The sequence below is a fragment of the Virgisporangium aurantiacum genome (genome assembly GCF_016863635.1).
GTDB lineage: Bacteria > Actinomycetota > Actinomycetes > Mycobacteriales > Micromonosporaceae > Virgisporangium > Virgisporangium aurantiacum.
The window spans coordinates 147,337-172,209 of sequence record NZ_BOPG01000004.1; the positions used below are offsets into that span (position 1 = coordinate 147,337).

At 71.4% G+C, this 24,873-nt stretch carries 25 protein-coding genes and 2 pseudogenes; 10 read left to right on the forward strand and 17 right to left on the reverse strand.

Annotated features, from left to right (window positions below; translation table 11 throughout):
* Positions 1-202 precede the first annotated feature (202 nt).
* Both Vau01_RS03140 and Vau01_RS03145 read left to right on the forward strand, forming a co-directional pair.
* Complete coding sequence (locus tag Vau01_RS03140; RefSeq protein WP_203986902.1) at positions 203-889, forward strand: lytic polysaccharide monooxygenase auxiliary activity family 9 protein; 687 nt, start codon at positions 203-205, stop codon at positions 887-889.
* 70 nt (positions 890-959) lie between these two features.
* The gene (locus tag Vau01_RS03145; protein ID WP_203986904.1) at positions 960-2,045 is read left to right on the forward strand and encodes a PQQ-dependent sugar dehydrogenase; all 1,086 of its coding nucleotides are present in this window, start codon (positions 960-962) and stop codon (positions 2,043-2,045) included.
* Here Vau01_RS03145 and gatB read toward each other — a convergent pair.
* Positions 2,038-3,522: an Asp-tRNA(Asn)/Glu-tRNA(Gln) amidotransferase subunit GatB gene (gene gatB / locus Vau01_RS03150; RefSeq protein WP_203986906.1), complete on the reverse strand. Its 1,485-nt coding sequence runs from the start codon at positions 3,520-3,522 to the stop codon at positions 2,038-2,040. The two genes, Vau01_RS03145 and gatB, sit on opposite strands and share 8 nt — an antisense overlap.
* A gap of 118 nt (positions 3,523-3,640) precedes the next feature.
* Between gatB and Vau01_RS03155 the strand changes: the two genes are divergently transcribed.
* A complete protein-coding gene (locus Vau01_RS03155; RefSeq protein WP_203986908.1) occupies positions 3,641-3,808 on the forward strand; it encodes a DUF4236 domain-containing protein in 168 nt (55 codons plus the stop codon).
* Between the two features lie 89 nt (positions 3,809-3,897).
* A complete protein-coding gene (gene fxsT, locus Vau01_RS03160) occupies positions 3,898-6,318 on the forward strand; it encodes an FxSxx-COOH system tetratricopeptide repeat protein (RefSeq protein WP_203986911.1) in 2,421 nt (806 codons plus the stop codon).
* Here fxsT and Vau01_RS03165 read toward each other — a convergent pair.
* Genes Vau01_RS03165 through Vau01_RS03180 form a run of 4 tightly spaced genes read right to left on the reverse strand, consistent with a single transcriptional unit; the run spans position 6,315 to position 9,023 of the window.
* A complete protein-coding gene (locus Vau01_RS03165) occupies positions 6,315-6,680 on the reverse strand; it encodes a PH domain-containing protein (protein ID WP_203986914.1) in 366 nt (121 codons plus the stop codon). The two genes, fxsT and Vau01_RS03165, sit on opposite strands and share 4 nt — an antisense overlap.
* 23 nt (positions 6,681-6,703) lie before the next feature.
* Positions 6,704-8,161, reverse strand: coding sequence for an Asp-tRNA(Asn)/Glu-tRNA(Gln) amidotransferase subunit GatA (gene gatA, locus Vau01_RS03170; protein WP_373320157.1), 1,458 nt, complete (start codon positions 8,159-8,161; stop codon positions 6,704-6,706).
* Positions 8,162-8,183: 22 nt separating this feature from the next.
* On the reverse strand, positions 8,184-8,483 hold the full coding sequence (gene gatC / locus Vau01_RS03175) for an Asp-tRNA(Asn)/Glu-tRNA(Gln) amidotransferase subunit GatC (RefSeq protein ID WP_203986920.1): 300 nt from the start codon (positions 8,481-8,483) through the stop codon (positions 8,184-8,186).
* 48 nt (positions 8,484-8,531) lie between these two features.
* A complete protein-coding gene (locus Vau01_RS03180) occupies positions 8,532-9,023 on the reverse strand; it encodes a MarR family winged helix-turn-helix transcriptional regulator (RefSeq protein ID WP_203986923.1) in 492 nt (163 codons plus the stop codon).
* Positions 9,024-9,043: 20 nt separating this feature from the next.
* Here Vau01_RS03180 and Vau01_RS03185 point away from each other — a divergent pair, with 20 nt between their 5' ends.
* Positions 9,044-10,303, forward strand: coding sequence for a glycosyltransferase (locus Vau01_RS03185; protein WP_203986926.1), 1,260 nt, complete (start codon positions 9,044-9,046; stop codon positions 10,301-10,303).
* A gap of 5 nt (positions 10,304-10,308) precedes the next feature.
* Positions 10,309-10,458 (forward strand): annotated as a pseudogene (locus Vau01_RS03190) (alpha/beta fold hydrolase); the annotation flags it as partial.
* Between the two features lie 71 nt (positions 10,459-10,529).
* Here the strand turns inward: Vau01_RS03190 and ligA are convergent.
* The 7 genes from ligA to Vau01_RS03225 all read right to left on the reverse strand — a co-directional run bounded on the left by ligA (position 10,530) and on the right by Vau01_RS03225 (position 17,557).
* A complete protein-coding gene (gene ligA / locus Vau01_RS03195; RefSeq protein WP_203986928.1) occupies positions 10,530-12,662 on the reverse strand; it encodes an NAD-dependent DNA ligase LigA in 2,133 nt (710 codons plus the stop codon).
* A 157-nt stretch (positions 12,663-12,819) separates the two neighbouring features.
* The gene (locus Vau01_RS03200; RefSeq protein WP_203986931.1) at positions 12,820-13,671 is read right to left on the reverse strand and encodes a slipin family protein; all 852 of its coding nucleotides are present in this window, start codon (positions 13,669-13,671) and stop codon (positions 12,820-12,822) included.
* Positions 13,672-13,817: 146 nt separating this feature from the next.
* Positions 13,818-14,435, reverse strand: a complete 618-nt coding sequence (locus Vau01_RS03205; protein WP_203986934.1) for a TetR-like C-terminal domain-containing protein — start codon at positions 14,433-14,435, stop codon at positions 13,818-13,820.
* Complete coding sequence (locus tag Vau01_RS03210) at positions 14,428-15,234, reverse strand: alpha/beta fold hydrolase (protein WP_203986936.1); 807 nt, start codon at positions 15,232-15,234, stop codon at positions 14,428-14,430. Before Vau01_RS03210 ends, Vau01_RS03205 begins: the two co-directional genes overlap by 8 nt.
* A gap of 43 nt (positions 15,235-15,277) precedes the next feature.
* Entirely contained in the window at positions 15,278-16,273 is a 996-nt protein-coding gene (locus tag Vau01_RS03215) for a uroporphyrinogen decarboxylase/cobalamine-independent methonine synthase family protein (RefSeq protein WP_203986939.1), read from the reverse strand.
* Positions 16,270-17,358 carry a tRNA 2-thiouridine(34) synthase MnmA gene (mnmA, locus tag Vau01_RS03220; protein WP_203986941.1) on the reverse strand — a complete coding sequence of 363 codons (1,089 nt, stop codon included), beginning with the start codon at positions 17,356-17,358 and terminating at the stop codon, positions 16,270-16,272. The genes Vau01_RS03215 and mnmA overlap by 4 nt, the downstream gene beginning before the upstream one ends.
* Positions 17,359-17,380: 22 nt before the next feature.
* Entirely contained in the window at positions 17,381-17,557 is a 177-nt protein-coding gene (locus tag Vau01_RS03225) for a hypothetical protein (RefSeq protein ID WP_203986943.1), read from the reverse strand.
* Positions 17,558-17,630: 73 nt separating this feature from the next.
* On the opposite strand from Vau01_RS03225, the gene Vau01_RS03230 reads away from it, so the two are divergent.
* Positions 17,631-18,140 (forward strand): SigE family RNA polymerase sigma factor, encoded by a 510-nt coding sequence (locus Vau01_RS03230; RefSeq protein ID WP_203986945.1) that lies wholly within the window; start codon positions 17,631-17,633, stop codon positions 18,138-18,140.
* Positions 18,140-19,390 (forward strand): hypothetical protein, encoded by a 1,251-nt coding sequence (locus Vau01_RS03235; protein ID WP_203986947.1) that lies wholly within the window; start codon positions 18,140-18,142, stop codon positions 19,388-19,390. The genes Vau01_RS03230 and Vau01_RS03235 overlap by 1 nt, the downstream gene beginning before the upstream one ends.
* Here Vau01_RS03235 and Vau01_RS03240 read toward each other — a convergent pair.
* From Vau01_RS03240 to Vau01_RS03250, 3 genes are read right to left on the reverse strand one after another with little or no spacing between them, the layout of a single operon-like run.
* The gene (locus Vau01_RS03240; protein WP_203986950.1) at positions 19,387-20,565 is read right to left on the reverse strand and encodes a cysteine desulfurase family protein; all 1,179 of its coding nucleotides are present in this window, start codon (positions 20,563-20,565) and stop codon (positions 19,387-19,389) included. The genes Vau01_RS03235 and Vau01_RS03240 overlap by 4 nt on opposite strands.
* Positions 20,566-20,620: 55 nt before the next feature.
* Positions 20,621-21,262, reverse strand: coding sequence for a class F sortase (locus Vau01_RS03245; protein ID WP_203986952.1), 642 nt, complete (start codon positions 21,260-21,262; stop codon positions 20,621-20,623).
* Positions 21,259-22,080, reverse strand: coding sequence for a DUF4397 domain-containing protein (locus Vau01_RS03250; RefSeq protein ID WP_203986955.1), 822 nt, complete (start codon positions 22,078-22,080; stop codon positions 21,259-21,261). The genes Vau01_RS03245 and Vau01_RS03250 overlap by 4 nt, the downstream gene beginning before the upstream one ends.
* A 180-nt stretch (positions 22,081-22,260) precedes the next feature.
* Here Vau01_RS03250 and Vau01_RS03255 point away from each other — a divergent pair, with 180 nt between their 5' ends.
* Together Vau01_RS03255 and Vau01_RS03260 are read left to right on the forward strand one after the other, a co-directional pair.
* Positions 22,261-22,839, forward strand: coding sequence for an RNA polymerase sigma factor (locus Vau01_RS03255; protein ID WP_373320159.1), 579 nt, complete (start codon positions 22,261-22,263; stop codon positions 22,837-22,839).
* Positions 22,826-23,635 carry an anti-sigma factor gene (locus tag Vau01_RS03260; RefSeq protein ID WP_203986958.1) on the forward strand — a complete coding sequence of 270 codons (810 nt, stop codon included), beginning with the start codon at positions 22,826-22,828 and terminating at the stop codon, positions 23,633-23,635. Before Vau01_RS03255 ends, Vau01_RS03260 begins: the two co-directional genes overlap by 14 nt.
* A 36-nt stretch (positions 23,636-23,671) precedes the next feature.
* Here the strand turns inward: Vau01_RS03260 and Vau01_RS03265 are convergent, their stop codons facing one another.
* Both Vau01_RS03265 and Vau01_RS03270 read right to left on the reverse strand, forming a co-directional pair.
* On the reverse strand, positions 23,672-24,622 hold the full coding sequence (locus Vau01_RS03265) for an electron transfer flavoprotein subunit alpha/FixB family protein (protein WP_203986961.1): 951 nt from the start codon (positions 24,620-24,622) through the stop codon (positions 23,672-23,674).
* Between the two features lie 14 nt (positions 24,623-24,636).
* Positions 24,637-24,873, reverse strand: a pseudogene (locus Vau01_RS03270) (electron transfer flavoprotein subunit beta); the annotation flags it as partial.

The window sequence follows — 24,873 nt, forward strand, 5'->3', positions numbered from 1 at the left end:
CTCCCAAAACGTGGGACGGTGGCAGAAATTGTTGCCCCATCGGGCGGATCATCGATGAGTCGAACGATGCACGTCAATCAGTCGATGTGAAGCGATGCCTGAAATCGACCTGGTTGCGCAGGTCAGCGCGGCTCTAGCCGATACGGGGGCGTTTGACTACCGTCATCACACCAATCCACCCCCATGATTGGAGTGAGTCCAGATGAAAGCGACCGGCCGCCAACGGTTCGTGCTCCCCGCGATCATCGCTCTCGCCGCCGCCCTGCTGACCGTCACCCCCGGGCCGGCATCGGCGCACGGCACCACCATCGACGCCCCGTCCCGCAACTACGGGTGCTGGGCCCGGTGGGGCAACCAGTTCCAGAACCCGGCCATGCAGACCCAGGACCCGATGTGCTGGCAGGCCTGGCAGACCGACACCAACGCGATGTGGAACTGGAACGGCCTCTACCGCGAGAACGTGCAGGGTAACCACCAGGCCGCCATCCCCAACGGTCAGCTCTGCAGCGCCGGGCGCACCGGCGACGGCCGGTACCGGGCCATGGACAACATCGGCAACTGGCAGGCGAAGAACGTCTCGCGCAGCTTCACGGTCCAGCTGCTCGACCAGGCCGGACACGGCGCCGACTACATCCGCCTGTACGTGACGAGGCAGGGCTTCAACCCGCTCACCCAGGCGCTCGGCTGGAGCAACCTCGAACTGCTGGCCCAGGTCGGCTACACCCCCTCGGCCCAGTGGACCAGGGTCACCACGCCGTTCAACGGGTTCCAGATGAACATCCCCGTCACCGCCAACGGCCGCACCGGCCGCCACATGGTCTACGCGGTGTGGCAGGCGAGCCACATGGACCAGTCCTTCTACTTCTGCTCGGACGTGAACTTCGTCTGACGGAGACCCCGCCCACGCCGGTCCTCCCACAGCCGGCGTGGGCGGCTCCTTCGAGAGGCTTGGAGACTGCATGGCGACCAGCGGCCGGCGCGGTGCGGCGGTCGCGGTCGCGCTGTCGCTGGCGCTCATCGTGGTCGCGGCGATCGCGATCCGGGACCGCTCGGGGCCGGATCAAAGGCAGGGGACGGCCGCGGAGCACGGCCACGGCGACGGAAACCGGTCCGGTGCCGGTCAGCTCATCGCCGGCGCCCCGGCGCTCGCCGTTCCCGACGCGGCCGTGCGGACCGTCGCCACCGGGCTCGACACCGTGACGGCGATCGCGTTCCGCCCCGACGGCACCGCGCTGGTGGGCGAACGGCGCACCGGTCGCATCGTCGCCGTCCGGCCGGACGGGCAGGCGTCGGTGTTCGCGACGCTTTCCGGGGTGCTCGGCCTCACGGTGTACGCCGACGGAACCGTGTACGCGCTGCAGACGTCCACTGAGGACAATCGCGTGGTGCGGGTGCACGGCAACGGAACCGTCGAGCCGGTGCTCACCGGGATCCCGCGCGGCGCGGCCCGGAACGGCGGTGCGGTGGTGGCCGGCCCGGACGGCATGCTCTACGTCGCCACCGGCGACGCCGGCGACGAAACCGCGGCGGCCGACCCGAAATCGTTGGCCGGCAAGGTGCTCCGCCTGACACCGGGCGGCACACCCGCGCCGGGCAACCCGGTGCCCGACTCGATGGTCTACTCGCGCGGCCACCGCGATCCGCAGGGCCTCGCCTGGTACGGCCAGACCGACCTGTTCCTCGCCGAGGCCGGCTCGACCCCGGACGGCGCACCCGACCGGCACGACGAGCTCAACCTGATCCAGGCCAACGGCGACTACGGCTGGCCGGCGGCGACGGGCTTCACCCGCGACCGGAAGTACGTCACGCCGGTGGCCGCCTGGCAGCCGGGCGAGGCCGGGTTCGGTGGACTGGCGGTGCAGGGCGGACGCGTCTACCTCGCCGGCACCAAGCTGTACCGGATCTGGCTGGAGGGCACCGAGCCGCAGACCCTGCTCGACGGGAAGTTCGGGCGGCTCCGGGCCATCGCGACCGCACCCGACAACGCGGTGTGGGTCGCGACGGCCGACACGCTGATCCGGATCGCTCCGGAAGCACTCAACTAAGGCGCTGGATGATCAGTTCGCGGACGGTCTTCGCGTCGGCCTGACCGCGCGTCTCCTTCATGACCGCGCCGACCAGGACGCCGGCCGCCGCGACCTTGCCGTCGCGGATCTTCGCCGCGACGTCGGGGTTCGCCGCGATCGCGGCGTCGACGGCCGCGGTGAGCGCGCCGGTGTCGGAGACGACCTCCAGCTTGCGGGCGGCCATCACCTCGGCGGGCGTCCCCTCACCGGCGAGCACGCCTTCGAGCACGGTGCGGGCCAGCTTGTCGGTGAGCTTGCCGTCGTCGACCAACTTCTGCAGCGCCGCGACGTGCTCCGGCGTCACCGGCAGCGCCGCCAGGTCGACGCCGTCGGCGTTGGCGCGCCGGGCCAGCTCGCCGAGCCACCACTTGCGGGCCGCCTCCGGGGTGGTGCCGGCGGCGATCGTCGCCTCGACCAGTTCGAACGCGCCCGCGTTGGCGAGCGACTGCATGTCGAGGTCGCTGAGCGACCATTCCTGCTGCAGCCGCAGCCGTTTGGCCCGCGGTGCCTCGGGCAGCCCCGCCTTGAGCTCCTCGACCCACGCCGGATCGGGTGCGATCGGCACCAGGTCGGGCTCCGGGAAGTAGCGGTAGTCGGTGGCGGTTTCCTTGCTGCGGCCCGAGGTGGTGTCGCCGGTGTTCTCGTGGAAGTGGCGGGTCTCCTGCGTGATCGAGCCGCCCGCGCGGAGAACCGCGGCCTGGCGCAGCATCTCCGACTGCACCGCGCGCTCGACCGAGCGCAGCGAGTTGACGTTCTTGGTCTCGGTGCGGGTACCCCACTCCTCGCCCGGCCGGTTCAGCGACGTGTTGACGTCGCACCGCATCGAGCCCTGCTCCATGCGCACGTCGGAGACGTCGAGGCCGCGCAGCAGGTCGCGCAGCGCGGTGACGTACGCGCGGGCGACGACCGGCGCCTTCGCCCCGGTGCCGGGGACCGGCTTGGTGACGATCTCGACCAGCGGGATGCCGGCGCGGTTGTAGTCCACAAGGGACTCGGTGGCACCGTGGATGCGACCGGTGGCGCCGCCGATGTGCAGCGTCTTGCCGGTGTCCTCCTCCAGGTGCACGCGCTCGATGCCGACCCGCACGATCTCACCGTCGACGTCGACATCCAGGTAACCGTCGACGCACAGCGGCTCGTCGTACTGGCTGATCTGGAAGTTCTTCGGCATGTCGGGGTAGAAGTAGTTCTTCCGCGCGAACCGGCACCAGGTGGCGATGGTGCAGTTGAGGGCGAGGCCGATGCGGATGGTCGCCTCGATGGCGGCCCGGTTGGCCACCGGCAGGCTGCCGGGCAGGCCCAGGCACACCGGGCACACCTGGGTGTTGGGTTCGGCACCGAACTCCGTGGGGCAGCCGCAGAACATCTTGGTGTTCGTGCCCAGCTCCACGTGCGTCTCGAGCCCGATGACCGGCTCGAACCCGTCGACCACGCCTTCGACCGTCGTACTCGTCACGCCGCCCAGCGTAGTGGCCGCGCCGATGGGCACGCAGCCGGGTTAACTCAAGGTCGACGAATAATGCGAGACGTCGCTGGGTAAACCTGGAGCACAGCTTTCCAGGGAGGAACGAACGATGCCGGTCCATTTCCGTAAGCGGATGAAGTTCGGCCCGCTCATCTTCAACTTCGGCAAGAGCGGCTTCACCTCGTGGGGTATCAAGATCGGCCGCTGGTCGTGGAACTCGAAGACCCGCGCGCAGCGGGTCGACCTTCCGGGTCCCACAAGTTGGAGCAGCCGCTAGGCACCCCAACCCCCGCAGGAAACGGCCCGGTGAGTCCCGTACTCACCGGGCCGTCGTGTTCGGTGGGTGTCGTCCGTCAGGATGTAACCATGGCCGGTGTCGACCTGTTCGTCAGTTACGCGGGCCCGGACCGGCCGTGGGCGGAGTGGGCGGCACAGCATCTGGAGGCGGCCGGACACACGGTCGAACTCGACGTGTGGGACTGGGCCACCGGCACGAACTGGGTGCTGAACATCAACGACGCGCTCGGCCGTGCGGACCGGGTCCTGATGCTCTACTCGGCCGCCTACTTCGAACGCGACCGGTTCACCGTCGAGGAGTGGACCAACGCGCTGGCCCAGCGTCCAGACGTCGACCGCACGGTGCGGTTGGTGCCTGTGCGGGTGCAGGAGGTCAGGCCACCACCGATCCTGGCGTCGCTGGCCTATCGCGACCTCTTCGGTCTGGACGAAGAGCGGGCCCGCCAGGAGCTGGTGGCCGCGGTCGAGGGACCCCGCCGTCCCACCGGGCCGGTGCCCTTTCCTCGTGCTCCGGGCACGGCTCCGGCCGAGGGCTCGCGGGTACCGGGCACGGTTCCGGACGTGTGGAACGTCCCCCGTCGCCATCCGGCGTTCACCGGGCGGGAAGCGTTGCTGGTCGCATTGCGGCGACAGCTCACGTCCGGGACGCGCGCCCTGGTACAGGCGCTGCACGGGATGGGCGGGGTCGGCAAGACCCAGCTGGCGATCGAGTACGCCCACCTGTTCGCCGGCGACTACCGACTGGTGTGGTGGATCGACGCGGAGCGCCCGGAGCTGATCGCGGAACAGTTGTCGGCATTGGCGTCGGCCGCGAACTGGGCCGCCGAGGGCGCGTCGGTGGCGGCCGGGGTGCGAGCGGTCCGTGACCGGTTGCGGGGCACGCCCCGCTGGTTGCTGGTCTTCGACAACGCCGAGCTGGCGGAGCACATCGCCGAGTGGCTGCCCGACGGCCCCGGCCACGTGATCATCACGTCCCGGGGCGGTGGCTTCCGGGAGCTGGCGATACCGGTGGAGATCGACGTGTTCGCCCGCGCCGAGTCGGTCGCGCTGTTGCGGACCCATCTGCCGCACCTGGCCGGGGCCGACGCCGACAAACTGGCCGGTACGTTGGGAGACCTGCCGCTGGCGCTGGCCCAGGCCGCCGGCCTGATGAGCCAGACCCGCATGCCCGTGGCGGACTATCTCGCGGAGCTGTCGGGCCAAGCGTCGGAGTTGCTGAGCAGGAACAAGCCGCTGGCCTACCCGGTACCGCTGGCGGCCGCAATCGAACTCTCCGTCGAGCGACTCGCCAGGGAGGATCCGGCCGCGGTGGCGCTGCTGCACCTGTGCGCGTCGCTGGCTCCGGAACCGATCCCGCTGACCTGGTTCACCACGGCCCCGGCCGACGCCCTCGGCGAGCCGCTGGCCACCGTGGCCGCCGCCCGGATGGCGTTCCGAGACACGCTCGGGCGGCTGGTCCGGTTCGGGCTGGCCCGGGTCACCGAAGAGACGCTGCAACTGCACCGGCTCACGCAGGCCGTGCTGCGCGACGGGCGCACACCTGAGCAGCGGTTGCGGGATCGCAACCGGGCCGAGCAACTGATTGCAGCGGCCAAGCCGAACGACAACGGCAGCGACCCCGCGTCGTGGCCCGCATGGGCCACGCTCCTGCCGCACCTGCTGATGCTCGATCCCGCCACCGCGACCCAACGGTTGCGGCCGGCGGCCTGTAACGCGATCTGGTACGTGCTGATGCGGGGCGAGTACAGAACCGCGCTGCCGCTCGCACAGACCTGGCATCAGCACTGGCAAGCCAACTCTTCGTCAGATGACGACGATGTCCTGTGGATCGCCAACAATCTCGCTTCGGCGTACAGACTCCTCGGCGACGATCAGCGGGCCTGTGAGCTCAACGAAGACATCCTTGCTCGACGACGGCGAATCCTTGGCGACGACCACCGCGACACCCTGGCGTCTGCCAATAACCTCGCTGGCAACCTTCGCGGACTAGGCGATCACGAACAGGCCCGCCAACTCGACGAAGACACCCTCGCCCGACGACGGCGCATCCTCGGCGACGACCACCCCGACACCCTGACCTCGGCCAACAACCTCGCCGTCGAGCTCTACGAGCTGGGCCAGTACGAATCGAGCCGCCAACTCGACGAGGAAACTCTCGATCGACGACGGCGCATCCTCGGCGCCGACCACCCCGACACCTTGACCTCGGCCAGCAATCTCGCCGTCGACCTCTACGAACTGGACCAGCACGAACGGGCCCGCCAGCTCGAAGAGGACACCCTCGCCCGACGACGGCGCATCCTCGGCGCCGACCACCCCGACACCTTGACCTCGGCCAGCAATCTCGCCATCGGCCTCCGCGTACTCGGTAAGCACGAACAGGCCCGCCAACTCGAAGAGGACACCCTCGCCCGACGACGGCGCGTCCTCGGCGCCGACCACCCCGACACCCTGAAGTTGGCCGACCGTCTCGCGCTCGGCGGAGACTAACGTGCGTAGTGCAGGATCACGTCGTGGATGTGCTTGGTCTTGTCGACCCCGCGCACCTCGATCTCGTACGTGTGCGTGCCGACGTGCACCGCGATCTTCCCCGTGCTGAAGAAGTTTCCCGCGAACGACCGGTCGCTCACCAGCGACACCGCGCTCACCTTCGAGTACGGGATCGACGTGATCGCCAGGTTCCGGCCGGCGAACGACTTGTCCTGCAGGATCACCCGGCGGTCGGTGAGCCCGATGAACCCCGTTCCGATGCCGACGGCATCGTAGACGGCGATGATCGTCTCGCCCTGAAGCAGGCCGTTCTGGATCTGCTGAAGCTGGTCCCTACGGTCGTGGGGAATGGTGTTCGCCATGCCACCAGCGTAAGCCGATCAAGCTAGAGCGCCGGGGGCGTGAGCGGCGGCACCGCGGTCTCCAGCGCGGCGGCCACCCGGTACATCCGGTCGTCGGCCAGGGTCGGCGCCATCACCTGCAGACCCACCGGCAGACCCGACGACAGGCCGGCCGGCACGGAGATCGCCGGCCCGCCGTACAGGTTCGACGGGATCGTGAACAGGTCGGCCAGGTACATCTGGTACGGGTCGGCCGTGCGGGCGCCCAACTCGAACGCCACGAACGGCGTCGTCGGCGAGACCAGCACGTCGACCTGGTCGAAGGCGGCCGCGAAGTCGCGGCTGATCAGCGTGCGGACCTTCTGCGCCTGGCCGTAGTACGCGTCGTAGTAGCCGCTGGAGAGCGCGTAGGTGCCGATCATGATGCGGCGCTTCACCTCGGCGCCGAAGCCGGCCTCGCGCGTCAGCGACATGACCTCCTCCAGCGACCGCTGGCCGTCGTCGCCGACGCGGAGGCCGTAGCGCACACCGTCGAAGCGGGCCAGGTTCGAGGAGCACTCGCTCGGCGCGATGAGGTAGTACGCCGGCAGCGCGTACTGGAAGTGCGGGCACGACACCTCGACCACCTCGGCGCCGAGCTTCACCAGCGTCTCGAGGCTGTCGCGGAACACCGCCATGACGCCCGGTTCGGCGCCCTCGCCGGCGAACTCGCGGACGACGCCCAGCTTCACGCCGGTGAGGTCGCCGGTGGCGCCCAGCCGGGCGGCGCCGACCACGTCGGGCACGGTGGCCGGGATCGACGTGGAGTCGCGCGGATCGTGGCCGGCGATCACCGCGTGCAGCAGCGCCGCGTCCTCAACGGTGCGGGCGCACGGACCGGGCGTGTCGAGCGACGACGAGAACGCGATCAGCCCGTACCGCGACGTTCCGCCGTACGTGGGCTTGGCGCCGACGGTGCCGGTGACGGCGCCGGGCTGCCGGATCGAGCCGCCGGTGTCGGTACCGACCGCCAGCGGCGCCTCGTACGCGGCCAGGGACGCCGACGAGCCGCCACCCGAGCCGCCGGGGATGCGGGTGAGGTCCCACGGGTTGAAGGTGGGGCCGTAGGCGGAGTACTCGGTGGACGAGCCCATCGCGAACTCGTCCATGTTGGTCTTGCCCAGCATCACCAGGCCCGCGTCCTTCATGCGGGACACGATCGTGGCGTCGTAGGGCGGCTTCCAGCCTTCGAGGATCTTCGAGCCGGCCGTGGACGGCACGCCCTTCGTGGTGACCACGTCTTTCACCGCCACCGGCACGCCGGCCAGCGGCCCGAGCGGCTCGCCCGCGGCCCGCGCGGCGTCGACCTTCGCGGCCGCGGCCAGCGCGCCCTCGGTGTCGACGTGCAGGAACGCGTGCACCCGCCCGTCGACGGCGGCGATGCGGTCGAGGTGGGCGCGGGCCACGTCGACGGCGGAGATCTCACCGTCGGCGATCGACTTCGCGATGCCCGCCGCGGTCATTCTCGTAACGTCACTCACGGCTCTACGCCTCTTCTTCCAGGATCCGGGGGACGCGGAAGCGCTGCTCGGCCACGTCGGGCGCCATGGCGAGCGCCTCCTCCGACGACAGGCCGGGCACGACGACGTCGTCGCGGAACACGTTGGTGAGCGGCACCGAGTGGGAGGTGGGCGGGATGTCGTCGGCGGCCACCTCGCCGACCCGCGCGACCGACTGCAGGATCACGTCGAGCTGGCCGGCGAACATGTCGAGTTCGTCGGGCGTGACGGCGAGGCGCGACAGGCGCGCCAGATGCGCCACCTCGTCGCGGGAGATCGCGGCCATGACGGCTCCTCACTTGTGATCCGCGCCGAACCGGCGCACCGACCGAGTCTATTTGCCCCCGGCGGGCGGCTGTTCCCCACCCCGACCGAGGTCGTCCAACACCGTGACCAGCAGCGTGCCGAGTGTTTCCAGCTCGGCCGGCGCCAACGCCCGGAACCACGACGCCACGGCCGCATGGTCGCCGGCGTCACGCTCGCGCCAGTATCGGGCGTTGGCCGCCGTGGCCACCAGCCGTTTCCGGCGCCGGTCGACCGGATCGGGCTCGACCGTGAGAAGTCCCTTCCGTTCCAGCGCCGCCACCAGTTGAGCGGCGTTCTGGTGGGTGGTGCCGAGCGCGTTGGCCGCCGCGCCCAGGGGCGGCGAGTCGAGCGCGATCACGGCCGTGAGCAGCGCGGCCTGCTGGGTGGTGAGCCCGTCGGCGCGCAACCGGTCGTCCATGAGGTAACGCAGGCGCTGGGCGAGCAGGAGCACGGCCCGGAACGCGCGCACCGCCGGGGTGACCGGCGCGCCGGGGTCGAGACCGTAGACGTCGGAAGACATAGGCAATATATTACCTAACTGTGATCGCCCTGCTGGCACAGTGCGCGTACCTGTCCGAGACGTCGCGCATGATCGAGGTGTACCGGGCCCTGACCGCCCGTGGCGCCACCGTCCGGGTCGCCACCCACGGCGGCGTCCATCGGAACCTGCTCACCGCCGCGGGCATCCCGCACGAGGTGATCGGCCCACCGATGAGCGACGAACGCGGCGCCCGCTTCGTCGCCGACGCGCTCGGGCTGGGCAACGTGCGGCAGAGCATGTACTCCGACGCGGAACTGCGCGCCTACGTGCTCGCCGAGGCCGCGTGGTTGAAGAAATACGACGCTCGATGCGTGGTGACCGGGTTCCTCCTCACCGCCCAGCTCTCCAGCCGCCTCGCCGGCATCCCGCTCGTCACCACGCACACCGGTAGCTGGGTGCCGCCGGTGTGGGAGAACGGCCTGCTGCCCGCCGACCCGCCCGTCCCTGCCATGCGCCTGATCCCGGCACTGCTGCGGCGCCGGCTCATCAACGCCGCACCGAACCGCGTCCGGTACTACACGGCCGGTTTCAACCGCGTCGCCGACGACCTCGGCGTGGAGCGGATCCCCAGCCTCGCCGCGCTGGTGCTCGGCGACCTGACGCTCGTCACCGAGATCCCCGAGGTGCTGGGCGTCCCGGCGGAGGACATGGCCGCCTGGCGGGGCAGCCGCGGCTACCGTCCGGGCACCCGGCTCGCCTACAGCGGCCCGCTCTACGCGAAGCTCGACGTGCCGATCCCGCCCCACGTCGAGGAGTTCCTCGACCAACCCGGCCCGATCGTGTACGTGGCCCTCACGTCCTCGTCGCCCGGGCTGGTCCGGGCCGTCGCCGCCGAGGCCGGCAAGGCCGCGCGGGTCCTGGTCGCGGGGACGGTCCATGCCATCGGTGACCTCCACAGTGGACGGACGTGCGTCGCCGGCGTGTTGCCGAGCCACCTCGTGATGCCCCGGGTGGACCTGGCGATCACCACCGCCGGACAGGGCAGCGTGCAAACGGCGATGGCCGCGGGAACACCGCTGCTCGCGGTCCCCCTGCAGCCGGAACAGACGCTCAACGCCGTCCTCGTGGAAAGACTGGGCGCGGCCCGGCGCCTGCCGCCGGCCGCGACCACCAAGGCGGCCGCCCTCGTTCGGAAAATGCTCGGTGACGACGGATACCGCCTCGCCGCGAAGCGCGTGAAGGGCTGGTACGACGCGGTCGACGGGCCGGCCCGGGCCGCGGACCACATCCTGGCCCTGGCCGGTGCGTCGATGCCTTGAGCTACGACAGCGTCTCCGCCGCGCACGACCTCGACGCCCTGCGGGCCGTCCTCGGCGAGCGGACGCTCACGTTCCACGGCAGTTCGTACGGCACGCTCCTCGGCGGACTGTATGCGGAGCGGTTCCCGCACCGGGTGCGCGCGATCGTCCTGGAGAGCGCGGGCGGTGGTCGACCGCTACCTGATCGACCTGACCGTGCCCGCCCCCGGCACCACCTGCCCGCCGGTTACTCCGTAACCGGTTGTGCCACTGCCTTCGCCGCCTCCGGGCCCTCAGCGAGGAGAACCTTCAACCCCTCCTCGTCGAGGACCGGCACCTTCAACGAGACGGCCTTGTCGTACTTGGAACCGGGCGAGTCGCCGACGACGACAAAACCGGTCTTCTTCGACACCGAACCGCTGACCTTGCCGCCGAGCTCCTCGATCTCCTCGGTCGCCCGGTCTCGCGAGTAGGTGGGCAGCGTGCCGGTGACCACGACGGTGACCCCTTCGAGGAGGCGCGGACCGGTATCGACCCGCTCCTCGGCCATCCGCACGCCGGCCGCCTTCCACTTGCCGACGATGTCGCGGTGCCACTGCACCGCGAACCACTCCTTGAGCGACTTCGCGATCGTCGGGCCGACCGCGTCGGCGTTCGCCAGTTCCTCCTCGGTGGCCTGGTCGATCGCGTCGATCGAGCCGAACCGCTGCGCCAGCGTGCGACCGGCCTTCGGCCCGACGTGCCGGATCGAGAACGCGACGATGACCCGCCACAGCGCACGTTCCTTCGCCTCGGCGAGGCTCGCGAGGAACTTGGTGGCGTTGCTGCCCAGCGACCCGTCCTTGTTCACGAAGAACGGCGACGCCGCGAGCTTCTCCGCGTCGAGGCCGAAGAGATCGCCCTCGTCGAAGATGACCTTGTCGTCGAGCAGCGCCTGCGCCGCCTTGTAGCCGAGGATCTCGATGTCGAGCACGTTGCGGCCGCCGATGAAGCTCAACCGTTCCACCCGCTGCCCCGGGCAGTGCTGATGGTTCGGGCAGCGCAGGTCGATGTCGTTCTCCTTCTCGGGAGCGATCGCCGTGCCGCACGACGGGCAGTTCGGCGTCATCACGAACGGCCGCTCCTCGCCCGTGCGCTTGTCGACCACCGGGCTCACGATCTCGGGAATGACGTCGCCCGCCTTGCGCAGCACCACCGTGTCGCCGATGAGCACACCCTTGCGGGCGACCTCCTGCGGGTTGTGCAGCGTGGCGAACGTGACGGTGGAACCGGCCACCCGCACCGGTTCCAGCACCGCGTACGGCGTGACGCGGCCGGTGCGCCCGACGTTGACCTCGATGCCGAGCAGCTTGGTGGTGACCTCTTCCGGCGGGTACTTGAACGCGATCGCCCACCGCGGCGCCCGGCTGGTGGACCCGAGCCGGCGCTGGATGGCGGTTTCGTCGACCTTCACCACCACGCCGTCGATCTCGTGCTCGATCGAGTGCCGGCGCTTGGCGTACTCGGCGATGTACTCGCGTACGCCGTCGAGCCCGTCGACGACCTGCCACCGCTCCGAGGTGGGCAGGCCCCACGACTTCATCGCCGTGTACGCCTCGGACTGGCGCTTCGGCTCGAACCCTTTCCGCGCACCGATTCCGTGCACCAGCAGGCGCAGCTTGCGGGTGGCCGTGATGCGCGGGTCCTTCTGGCGCAGGCTGCCGGCGGCGGCGTTGCGCGGGTTGGCGAACGGCGCCTTCTCCTGTGCCACCAGCGACTCGTTGAGCTCCGTGAACGCCTCGACCGGGAAGTAGATCTCGCCGCGGACCTCGAGCAGCGCGGGAACGTCGTCGCCGGTGAGGCGCTCGGGCACGTCGGAGATCGTGCGGACATTCGGCGTGACGTCTTCACCGGTGCGCCCGTCGCCCCGGGTGGCGGCCTTGACCAGGCGGCCGTTCTCGTACGTGAGGTTGATGGCGAGACCGTCGATCTTCAACTCGCACAGGTACTTCGGCGCGCTGCCGGCGTCGCGCTCGACCCGCTCGGCCCAGGTGCTCAGCTCGTCGTCGGTGAACGCGTTGTCGAGACTCATCATGCGCTCGGCGTGCGCCACCGGCGTGAACAGCGCCGAATAGGCGTAGCCGACCCGCTGGGTGGGCGAATCGGGCGTGCGCAGCGCCGGGTACTCGTCTTCGATGCCCTGCAGTTCGCGGATCAACAGGTCGTACTCGCCGTCGCTGATCACCGGCGCGTCGAGCACGTGGTAGCGGTACTGGTTATCGTCGATCTCCTCGGCGAGCGCCTTGGCGCGCTCGCGAACCTCGGGCGGCGGATCACCGCCCGCGGCCGCCTTCTGCTCAGCCGTTACCGCGCCAGCACCCGGTACCGCTTCTTCGCTCATGCCGGCTCCCCACTCCGTGGTGAGCCGCCCTGACCGGGAGCACTCTGCTTGATTGTGCCCTCGCTTCGCTCGGTCACGAGTTTGCCTCCAAACGGCCGTCGACCAGGCAAACTCTAGCGGTTGGGTACGACAGAACCGGCGCCGGCAACGCCCGCTTTCAGTCCGTGGTGAGCCGGTCGCTGTGCTTCTCGAACCCGATGTACAGCCGCGCGCCCGCGTTGGCGCCCAGCGCCTGCATCGCGTCGAGCTCGCGCACCCGCAGCAGCGCCGGGTGCTCGGCGTACGCGTTCGCCGCCGCCGCGAGCCGGTTCAGCGCGTCGACCTCGGCGTCGGCCCGGATGCGGGACGCCTCGGCGTCGGCCTCGGCCGCGATCCGCGTCGCCGCGCGCTTCGCCTCCGCCTCGACCCGCGCCGCGTCGGCCCGCGACGCCGCCTCCAGGCCCTCCCGCTCGGCCTTCGTGCGCGCCTCGACGAGGTGCGCCTCGGCCAGCCGCTGCGCGGCCAGCACGCGGTTCATGATGTCCTGCAGGTTGCCCGGGAACACGATGTCCTTGACGTCGGCCCGCAGGATCTCGACGCCGTAGCCGGTGGCGATCGTCTCGACGTCGCGCAGGATGTCTTCGCTGAGCTGGTTGCGGTTGGTGAGGATCGCCTCGAGCGTCATCGTGGCGAGCGACCGCCGCGCGGCCAGCTGGACGTCGCTGTAGAGCCGGTCCTCGTAACCGGCGACGCGCTCGACCGCCGCCGCCGGATCGACCACCCGGTACTGGGTGATGATGCTGACCCGCAGGGCGACCTTGTCGGCCGTGAGAATCTCCTGGCCCTTGATGAGCAGCTCGCGCTCGCGCATGTCGACCAGCACGACCTCGACCTTGGGCCGCCGGCGGCCGAACGCCGACGGACGCGGAAGCTCGTAGCGGCCCGGCTCCAGGACCTTCTCGAGCCGGCCGTCGACGTAGCGCAGCCCACGGTGCGTGCTGCGAACGGTGACTTCGTATGCCGTGGACATGGTTCACCTCTTTACGAAAGAAAGGGTGGCCCCGTAACGATTCCGATGTGAAGGATCGGTCGCCAGGATGGCAATGGACCAGCAAGGTTTGATCGCCAGTGCGTCCACTGTGGAGGCGCTTGCTTCTGAAGCCGCCGGGGCCGGATCTAAGATCGCAGCTGGGTTGCCGGTGCCGCAACGCGATTTCCCGGCGGGCCGGGAGCAGCGGCAGCCCGCAGACCGAGATCCACCATCTCGATGAGCCGGTCGAACGAACGGTCGACGTCCTGCGGCAGGCCGAACCCACCGGCGATCTCCAACGTCACGAAACCGTGCACCGCGCTGCGGACCGCGCGGGTGGCGTCGATCAGGTCGTCGCCGTCGAGACCGTACCCGCGCAGCACGGCATACGACACACCCACCGCCTTCTCCCCGGCCGCCACGTGCGCGGGATCGGCCGGGTCGGGCACCCGCTGCGCGGCCGGATACCGTCCGGGATGGCGTTTCGCGTACGCCCGCTGCGCGGAGGCCATGGCCCGCAAGGCGTCCGCGCCGGCGCGGCCGGCCGCCGCGGTCGTCAGCTCCTCGGCCAGTTCGGCGGTGACGAGCGCGGAGACCTTCTGCAGCAACGCGTCGAGCCCGGACACGTGCTTGTAGAGGCTGGGCAGCGCGACGCCGAACCGCTTGGCCACCATCGCGAGCGTCAGCTTCTCCAGCCCGACCTCGTCGGCGGCCTCGGCCGCACCGGCCACCACCACGGCGGTGGACAGGCCGGCCCTAGGCACGCGCGGTGACCTTGCCGACGAACGCCACGACCGCCGGCCCGACCGTCTCCGGGTACTCGGCCATCGGGTAGTGACCGGCGTCCGGCACCAGCAGCAGTTCGCCGTCGAGCGTGTCGGCCAGCCAGTTGGCCTCGGCCACCGGGTCCTTCCAGTCGGGGTCCTTCTCGCCCATGACCACCAGCGTGGGAACGCCACGGACCCGGTCGACCACCGCGGCCGACTCGCCGTGCCCCGCGAACGCGGTGCGCTTGAACGCCGTCCACGCGCCCGGCCGCGCCTGGCTGCGCCCGATGCGCTCGATGTGCTCCGCCAGGTCGGCCGGCGGCCGGCCCGGGTAGAACTTCTTGTAGTACGACCGCCAGAAGGCCGGGCCCCACGGCTTCAGAAACGCCAGCTTGACCATCAGGGCGGCGAATCCGCTGGGTCCGCCGCGCACGAACGGCCCCAGCAGCACGAACCCGGTGACCGCCGCGGGCCGCTCGGTGGCCGCGAGTACGGCGGTGGCCGCACCCATCGAGCTGCCGAGCACCACGGCCGGCCCACCCAGATGGTCGATCAACGCGAGCAGATCGCGGGCCGCCGACGGGTCGTCGTACGTGGTGAACGTGGTGTCGCTCTCCCCGTGTCCCCGAAGATCCATGACGGCCACCCGGTAACCGGCCGCCACCAGGGCCGGCGCGGTGTTCCGGAAGACCTGCCGCACGTCACCCATCCCGGGGACGCACACCACCAACGGACCGTCCCCGGCAACCTCGTACGCGATCCGCCCACCGTCGACGCTCAAGTAGCTAGTAGTCATAGCCAAAAAGCTAACACCATTAGCCGACGGGCGCAAGCGTGGGTCAGGCGTTGGCGTCGTCCAACAGGCGGCGGGCGGCGTCGCGACACGCGGCCAGGAGGGCACGGGCCGCACCCTGGGTGGCGCCGGCCAGGCCGCACGAGGGTGCGACCGCGACCCGCTCGGCCGCCTGGGCGGCGGGGAAGCCGAGCTTGCGCCACAGCTCACGCACCCGCTGGGCGATCTCGGCCGACGCCGGTGCCGGCTCGCGCGGGTCGGCGGCGCCGGCCACCAGCGCCACGCCGGCGTCGAGCGTCTCGCCGAGGGCATCAAGATCGGTGACGAGGGCCAGGTCGATCGCGACGGCGGCGGCCCCGGCCTCCCGCAGCAGAGCCAACGGGACGTCGTGAGCGCAGCAGTGGATCACCACGGGCACCCCGGCGGCGGCGACCACCTCGGCCAGCGCCACCCGGGCGGTCGACGTGTCGACGTGCCGGTACGTGTGCAGCCCGCTGTCGGTCGCGATCCGGCCGGCCAGCACCGCCGGCAGCGACGGCTCGTCGACCTGCAGCAGCAGCCGGGCCCGCGGCAGCCGGGCGGCGACGTCGGCGACGTGCCGGCGCACGCCGTCGGCCAGCGACTCGGCGATCTCGCGGGCGGCGCCGTGATCGCGCAGCGCCCGGCCGCCGAGCGGCAGTTCCAGCGACGCGGCGAGTGTCCATGGGCCGACGACCTGCAGCTTGATCACGCCGTCGTACTCCGCCGCCTGCTCGTGCAGGGCGTCGAGGTCGCGTTGCCAGAACTCGCGGGCCACCCGCAGGTCGCGGCCGGGCCGGCCGGTGAGCTTCCAGCGGCCGGCGTAGACCTCGACCGGCAGTTCGGTGAGCAGCGCGGCACCCCGGCCAATGATGTCGGCACCGGCGCCGCGGGCCGGGAGTTCGGGCAGGAACGGCAGGTCGGGCAGCTCGCCCAGCACGAACTTCAACGCCTCGGCCGGATCGGTGCCGGGCAGCGACCCGATGCCGGTGGCGGCACCGGCGGGCCACAGAGTTTCAGTCACGCGGCAACGTTAGCCCCGACCGTGGACGCGATCGTGGCCGAACCCAGCACGATGTCGCCGGCCGGGTCGGGCCGGTAGGCCACCACCGCCTGGCCCGGTGCGATGCCGCGGGCCGGCTCGCGCAGCCGGGCCGTCAACGTTCCGCCGGCGACCGTCACCGACGCGTCGGTGGGCGTGCCGTGTGCCCGCAACTGGACCTGGCACGAAACCTCGGGCGGGCCGGTGAGCCAGATCGCCCGCTCGCCGCGCACCTCGACCACGTCGAGCGCCTCGACCGGGCCCACGTTGACGGTGTTGGTGACCGGCGTGATCGACAGCACGTACCGGGGCCGCCCGTCGGGCGCCGGCCGGTTCAGGTGCAGCCCGCGCCGCTGGCCGACGGTGTACCCGTGTGCACCGCCGTGCTCGCCCAGGACATCGCCCGAGGCGGCGTCGACGATCGGGCCGGGCGCGGTGCCGAGCCGCTCGCCGAGGAAGCGCCGGGTGTCGCCGTCGGCGATGAAGCAGATGTCGTGGCTGTCGGGCTTGTCGGCGACCGTGAGCCCGCGCTCGGCCGCCTCCGCCCGCACGCCGGCCTTGGTGGTGTCGCCGAGCGGGAACACCGCGTGGGCCAACTGCGCGGGCGTGAGCACGGCGAGCACGTACGACTGGTCCTTGGCCAGGTCGACGCTGCGCCGCAGCAGCCCGTCGGCGCCGAGCCGCGCGTGGTGACCGGTGACGACCGCGTCGAACCCGAGCGCCAGCGCCTTGTCGAGCACCGCCGCGAACTTGATCTTCTCGTTGCAGCGCAGGCACGGGTTGGGCGTACGGCCGGCCGCGTACTCGGCCACGAAGTCGTCGACGACGTCTTCGTGGAACTCGTCGGCCAGGTCCCACACGTAGAACGGGATGCCGATGACGTCGGCGGCGCGACGCGCGTCGCGCGAGTCTTCGAGGGTGCAGCAACCCCGGGCACCGGACCGGTACGTCTGCGGGTTCCTGGCCAGCGCCAGGTGCACCCCGGTGACGTCGTGGCCGGCGTCGACCGCACGGGCGGCCGCCACCGCCGAGTCGACGCCGCCGGACATGGCAGCTAGCACCTTCACGTCGGCAAGGGTAGCCCAGGCGCTACGCGACGGACCTTCGCATTCTTCCCGCCACCACCAGCACCACCGCCCAGATCGCCAGCGGCACCATGGGCCACGGGCGGATCAGGTCGCCCTTGCGCAGCACCTCGACGCCCCAGATCGCGAACAACACCAGCGCGCCCGCGAGCCAGTACCGCCACCGCAGTGCCCAATCCATCCGACCACGATGACATATACAACCGACCGGCTGCCGGCGACCGTCTTGAGGGGGCGACGGAAGGGAGATAGTCATGGATGATCCGGAGGCGGAGTACACCGAGTACGTCCGCGGCCGGATTCCGGCCCTGCGCCGGCTGGCCTTCCTGCTCTGCGGCGACGAGCACCGCGCCGACGACCTCGTGCAGACGACGATCACCAACCTGTTCGTGCACTGGTCGAAGGCACAAGCCGCCAGCCACCTCAACAACTACGTCCGCACCATGCTGGTGCGGGCGTTCATCGACGAGCGCCGGCTGAAATGGGCGCGGGTGCGGCTGTTCGGGTCATTGCCCGAGCCGGAACCGGCGCCGGGGCACGAGGGCGTCGAAGACCGCGCGGTGCTGCGGGCGGCGCTCGCGAAGGTGCCGCGTCGGCAGCAGGCGGTGCTGGTGCTGCGGTTCCTGTGCGACCTGCCGGTCGACGAGGTCGCCGAGATTCTCAACTGTTCACCCGGAACGGTGAAGAGCCAGACCTCGTACGGGCTGGCCCGGCTCCGGAAATTGCTCGACGCACGACCGGTGACCCCGAAAGTGAGGCACTGATGCACCCCATCGACGACGACTCCGCCGTTGCCCTGCTCCGTCCGCTCGACGGCGAGCCTGCCACCGCGTCCACCATCGACATCGACCGCGCCGTGCGCGAGGGACGGCGGCGCCGGCGCCGCCGGACCGCGACCCGGTCGGTGGCGCTGGTCGCGGCGACCGGCCTGGTGATCGCCGGCGGCGCGACCGCGGTGACCACGCTGCGCGGCACCGGTTCCCCCACGCCCGACGCCAGTCAGGACGTCGCCGGACCGACCGCGAGCGCCTCCACCCCGCCGGTCCGCCGGCCGCCGATCGCGACCGCACCGGCGGCACCGCCGGCCCGGTGCGAACTCTCCAAGCTCCCGATGCCGGCCGGCACGGGCAAGGCCATCGTCACCGGCGCCGACCCCACCGGCCGGATCATCGTCGGCCGGTCCTACCTCGGCGACGGCGACAAGCAGGCGCTCATGTGGCGCGACGGGAAGGTGCAGAAGCTGCCCCTGATCGGCAGCGAACCGTCCCTGAACGATGTCACCACGGCCGGCACCGCGGTCGGCTTCGAGTACGGGCCGGGCGAGGAGGGGCAGTTCCCGGTGGTGTACCGCGACGGCACCGTGAAGCGGTTGGCGGGGGGCAAGGGCGAGGCCCGGGGCATCAACGAGGCCGGCGCGATCGCCGGGGTGCTCGGCGACGACCGGAGCTCCGCGCTGCCGGCACGCTGGGCCGGCCCGGACAGCCAGCCCGAGCGGCTGCCGCTGCCCGAGCGTTACAGCACCGGACGCGCACAGGACATCGACGAGGACGGCACCATCGTCGGCTACCTCGGTGACCAGCAGGCGCCCTACGTCTGGTTCCCGGACGGCGAGCACCGCCCGCTCCCCCTCCCGACGGTCGACGGCAAGACGGCGGACGGCGGCGACGTGACGGCCGTCCGCAACGGCTGGGCGATCGGCATGGTGCACGTCGGCTTCGATACGCGGGCGGTCCGGTGGAACGTGTACACCGGTGCGGCCACGGTGTTCCCGGAGTTCAACATCCGGGCCAGCGCCGTCAACGCGCGCGGGTGGGTGACCGGCCCCGCGCACGACGCGAGCGGGCTGCTCCGCACGGAGACGGGCACCGTCGCCCTGGCCGGGTTGCCGCAGAAGAACGGCGGGAACGTTCTCGGCGTGATCCCGAACACGCTCTCCGACGACGGCCGCACGATCGCCGGGCAGAGCGACGACAACACGGAGACGCTCCGCGCCGTCGTCTGGAAATGCACTTAGCGGGCGGCCTTCAGGGCGCCCGCGCGCCGGGCCCGTTCGGTTGCCGCCGGCAGCGCGGCCACCAACGCGTCGACGTCTTCCCGGGTCGACGTGTGGCCGAGCGAGAAGCGCAGCGACGAGCGGGCCCGGTCGGCGTCGGCGCCCATCGCCAGCAGCACGTGCGACGGCTGGGCCACGCCCGCCGAGCAGGCCGACCCGGTGGAGCAGGCGATGCCCTGCGCGTCGAGCAGCAGGAGCAGCGCGTCGCCCTCGCAGCCGGGGAACGAGAAATGCGCGTTGCCGGGCAGGCGGTCGCCGGCCGGGCCGTTGCGGATCGCGTCGGGCACCACTTCGAGCACCCGCTGCACCAGTTCGTCGCGCAGGCCGCCGACCCGCACCGCGTACTCCTGCTGGTTCTTCACCGCGGTCTCCACCGCGACCGCGAACGCCACGATGCCCGGCACGTCGAGCGTTCCCGAGCGCACGTCGCGTTCCTGGCCGCCGCCGTGCAGCAACGGCGTGCACTCGACGTCGCGCCCGAGCAGCAGCGCACCGACGCCCACCGGGCCGCCGAGCTTGTGACCGGTGAGCGTCAACGCGGCCACGCCCGCCGCGGCGAAGTGCACCGGCACCTGGCCGATCGCCTGCACCGCGTCGGTGTGCAGCGGCACGCCCGCCGCGGTTGCGGCAGCGGCCAGTTCGACCATCGGTTGCAGCGTGCCGACCTCGTTGTTGGCCCACATCACGCTCGCGACCGCGACGTCGCTACCGCCGGAGTCGCCGAGCGCCGCCGCGAACGTGTCGGGCGCCACCCGGCCGTTCCGGTCGACGGGCAGCCAGGTGATCTCGGCGCCCTCGTGCTCGGCCAGCCAGTGCGCGGTGTCGTGCACGGCATGGTGCTCGACGGCGCTCAGCACGACCCGGTTCCGCCCGGGTGACGCGGCCCGCCGCGCCCAGTAGATGCCCTTCACGGCCAGGTTGTCGGACTCGGTGCCGCCGCTGGTGAAAATCACCTCGGACGGGCGCGCGCCGATCGCCGCGGCGATGCGCTCCCGGGACTCCTCGACCCGCCGCCGCGCGTCGCGGCCCGCCGCGTGCAACGACGACGCATTTCCCACGGTGCCGGCGACCGTCGCGTACGCCGAAATGGACTCCGGCAGCATCGGGGTGGTGGCGGCGTGATCGAAGTAGACCATCGCGGGTAAGCGTATCCGCCGCGACGGCACCCCAGCCTCCCGGTCACTTGCTCATTCACGTCGTGGGCGCTGCGGTGATCACCACATTGTCCCGGTAGTGACCGGTTTCCCGGTCGAACGGGCCACCGCACGTGATCAGTGTCAGCCGCAGCCCTCCGTCGCGGGCGAAATACCGGTCGAGCGGGATCGCCGACTTCCGGTAGATCTCCCGGGCGACGACGGTGAACCGGACCGTCGCGCCGGCCGGATCGAGCACCTCGATCCGGTCACCGGTGTCGAGCTCGCGCAGCTTGAAGAACGCGCCCGCGCCCTGCTTCGCGCCGTCGACGTGACCGGCGATCACCACCGAACCGGCGGTCGCCGTCAGCCCCGGGCCGTACCGGTACCAGCCCACCTCGTCGACGCTGGGCGGCACGGCGAAGTCGTTGGTCGCCGGGTCGACCGCCACCGGGCCCACCCGCGCGTCGACGCCGATCGCCGGGATCCGCAGCCGGGCCGGCGGCACCTCGGCCGGCGCGGTGGGCAGCCCGCCGTCGGCCACCGGCACGCCCGGACCGGTGGACGACGGCGCGGCGGAAGCCAGTGCGGAGGCGGCCACGCTCCCCGCGTCCCCCGCCGGCCGGGACCGGCACGCAAGCGTGCCGGCCCCGACCAGAACGACCACTCCCACCGCCGCGGCGACGAGACCAGCCCTCATCGGCGCACCGCGACCGCACGACGCGACGCGTGCACGGATCCGCCGATCACCAGCAGCGCGCCGACCGCGAGCGCCACGTACAACCACACGCCGGGACCCGTGTCGGCCCGGCCACCCGTGCCACTGGGCACGCCACCCGGCGACGAGTGCAGGCCGCTGATCGTCTGCGCCACCACGTCGAGCGTCTTCTGGTCGGCCGAACCGATCGCGTAGACGATCGTCGCCGTGCCCTCCTTCAGGTTCAGCGAGGTCGGACCGAGCACCACCGTCGTCGTGCCGGTGAGCACCACGTCGGCCGAGACGGTGCCGGCGGCGACGTCGGCCTTGGCCTCGTTGGGGTTGGTGAGGTTACGGAACACCGGCTGCCCGCCGGCCCGCACGTCGACACCCGGCGCCGCCGCGGTGTGCCGGACCACCAACCGGGCCTTGCCGGCCGCCACCTTCGACGTGTCGTTGACGAACGGCGTGATCTTCGGCTGGCCGCCCGCGTCGAGGTGGGCGACGAGGGTGATGTTGGCGCCGTCGGGCACGTTCGCGTCGTCGACCTTGAGGATCGCGCTGCCGATCGGCTGACCCGGCGCGGTGAGCGCGATGTCGTACTGCCCCGGCGGCAGGTCGAGCGGTCCGGCGACCTGCTTCGGCTGGAAGTTCTGCAGGGTGCGGTTCCCGTTCACGTACACGTCGACGGGTGTGCCGGGGATGCCGTGCACCACCGAGACCTTCGCGTTGGCCGCGTGGGCCGGCGCGGCGATCGCGAGCCCGGCGCCGCTGGCGACCACGGCCAGACCGGCGGCGGCGAACAATCGTGCGAGATGCATGTGAAGCCTCCAACGTCATGGGACGAATTACGGCCGGTCCTTCGCCCGCCGACGGGGGTATCGGATGCACGCAGGGAAATTGCCCACACATCGCATCCACGGCCACCGGTGCCGTCGTAGTAAGCCCGAGGACCGCACGGTGGAGGGGGAAATGTCGCTACAGTCAGGCGTGACCCGGCGATGGCACCGCGCCGGATGAGCGCGCTCGGGGCCGCGCATCCGGATCACTCGCTGGCGGAGGCGTTCCGTGGCGGTGATCCCATGGCGCTGCGGCAGATCTACGACCGGTTCGGGAGCGCGGTCTTCCACCTGGCGCTGCGCACCCTCGGCACGGGCGCCGACGCCGAAGACGTCACCCAGACCACCTTCGTGGCCGCGTGGCAGGGCCGCGAGACGTTCGACCCCGACCGCGGCAGCCTGCTCGGCTGGCTCCTGGCCATCGCGCGGCGCAAGGTCGTCGACCGGTTGCGGGCCGCCGCCCGGGAGAACCGCGTCGAAGACGCCGTGCGCGCGCTGCCCGCGTCGCCGGATCCCAGCGGTGCCCCCGACCGGGTGGTCGACCGCCTGGTGATGGCCGACGAACTGGCGCAACTGCCGGCGGAACAGCGCCGGGTGCTGGAATTGGCCTTCTACGACGACCTGACCCACCCGCAGATCGCGGCGGTCACCGCGCTGCCGCTGGGCACCGTGAAGAGTCACATCCGCCGGGGCATGGCCCGGCTACGGCAGCGATTGGAGGTGGACGGTGGCGCATCTTGATGCGGAGACGTTGGTGCTCCTGGCACTCGGCGAAGCAGCACTCGGCGAGGCCGGCAGCGCGCACGCCGACCACCTCGACACCTGCGACACGTGCCGGGCGGAGGTCGCGGCGCTGCGGCGGGTGGCGACGATCGGCGCGGAGACGCAGGAGGTCCGCGAACTGCACCGGCCGCCCGACGTCGTGTGGGACCGGATCGCGGCCGCCACGAACGTCGGGTCCACCGTGGACGCCCCGGTCGAGGGCACCGTTCCCCCGGCGCGCCGGCGGCGGGGCGGCGTGCGCACCGCGTCACCGCGCCGTAGCGACCGCACGACGGGCCCGGCGGCCGGGCGTGGCCCCGGCCGGACCCGGCGCTGGGCCCTGATCGCCGCCACCGCCGTGCTGGCGCTCGTCGCCGGCGTGGCCGGCACGCTGGTGGCGACCCGCGACCGCGTCGTTCCGGACGCGACCTGCGGCACCGTGGTCGCCCGCGCCGACCTCGCCGCGCTGCCGCTGGCGCCGCCCGGTGCCACCGGCGAGGCCCGCGTGCTGTGCAACGGCCCCGACCGCCGGCTGCACCTGCACGTCGCCGGCCTGCCACTGCAGCCGGGCTACTACGAGGTGTGGCTGATCGACCCGGACTCGATGGAGATGACCGCGGTCGGCGTGCTCGGCGACGGCGGCGACGTGCTGCTGCCGCTCGCGTCGACCACGGATCTACGGAAGTACCGGCTGGTCGACATCTCGGCCGAGCAGTACGACAACAACCAGGCGCACTCGGGCGAGAGCCTGCTCCGGGGCCAGCTGACGACATAGCGAAAGGGCCGGCCCTGGCGGACCGGCCCTTTCGTGCTACTTGCGTTTCCGGATCTCTTCCATGGCCTGCGGCACGACCTTGAAGAGGTCGCCCACGACGCCGAAGTCGGCCAGTTCGAAGATGGGCGCCTCGCCGTCCTTGTTCACGGCGACGATCGTCTTCGAGGTCTGCATGCCGGCCCGGTGCTGGATGGCGCCGGAGATGCCGAGCGCCACGTACAGCTGCGGCGACACGGTCTTGCCGGTCTGGCCGACCTGGAACGCGTGCGGGTAGAAGCCGGAGTCGGTGGCCGCGCGGGACGCGCCCACGGCCCCGCCGAGCAGGTCGGCCAGCTCCTCGACCAGCTTGAAGTTGTCGGCGCTGCCGACACCGCGGCCACCGGAGACGACGATCGACGCCTCGGTGAGTTCCGGCCGGGAGCCCTTCTTCTCGGCGACCCGCTCGGTGACCGTCGCCAGCTTGTCGGCGTCGCCGAGGGTCACCGCCACGTTCTCGGTGACGGGCGAGACGCTGCTCTCGGCCGGCGTCGGCGTGAGCGAGTTCGGCCGCACCGCGACCAGCGGGATGCCCTTGGTGACCTTCGACTTGACGATCACCGCACCGGCGAACACGACCTGCGTGGTGGTGCCGTCCTCGGCGACGTCGACGGCGTCGACGAGCAGGCCGTTGTCGAGCTTGACGGCCAGCCGGCCGATGATCTCCTTGCCCTCCTGGGTGGACGCGACCAGCACCGCCGCCGGCTGCTTCGTCTTCACCAGGTCGGCGAGCACGGTGGCCTTCGGCGCCACGAGGTACTTCTCGACCTCGGGGTCGTCGACCACGTACACCTTGGCCGCGCCGTACTCCGCGAGCTTCGCGGTGTCGACGTCGCCGCCGAACACCACGGCACTCGGCTCGCCCAGCTTGCGGGCCAGCGTGAGCAGTTCCAGGCTCACCTTCTTGGGTGCGCCACCGGTCGCGTCAACGACGACGAGCACTTCAGCCATCTCTACGACCCCTCTCAGACGAACTTCTCGGTGGCCAGGTACTCGACCAGCTTCGCGCCGCCCTCGCCCTCGTCGATGACGGCGTTGCCGCCCTGACGCGGCGGACGCTTGCCGTGGTCGACCACGGTGCTGGTGGCACCGTCGAAGCCCACCTCGCCGGCCGCGACCCCGAGGTCGCTCAGCGACAGCGTGGTGACCGGCTTCTTCTTCGCGGCCATGATGCCCTTGAACGACGGGTACCGCGGGTCGTT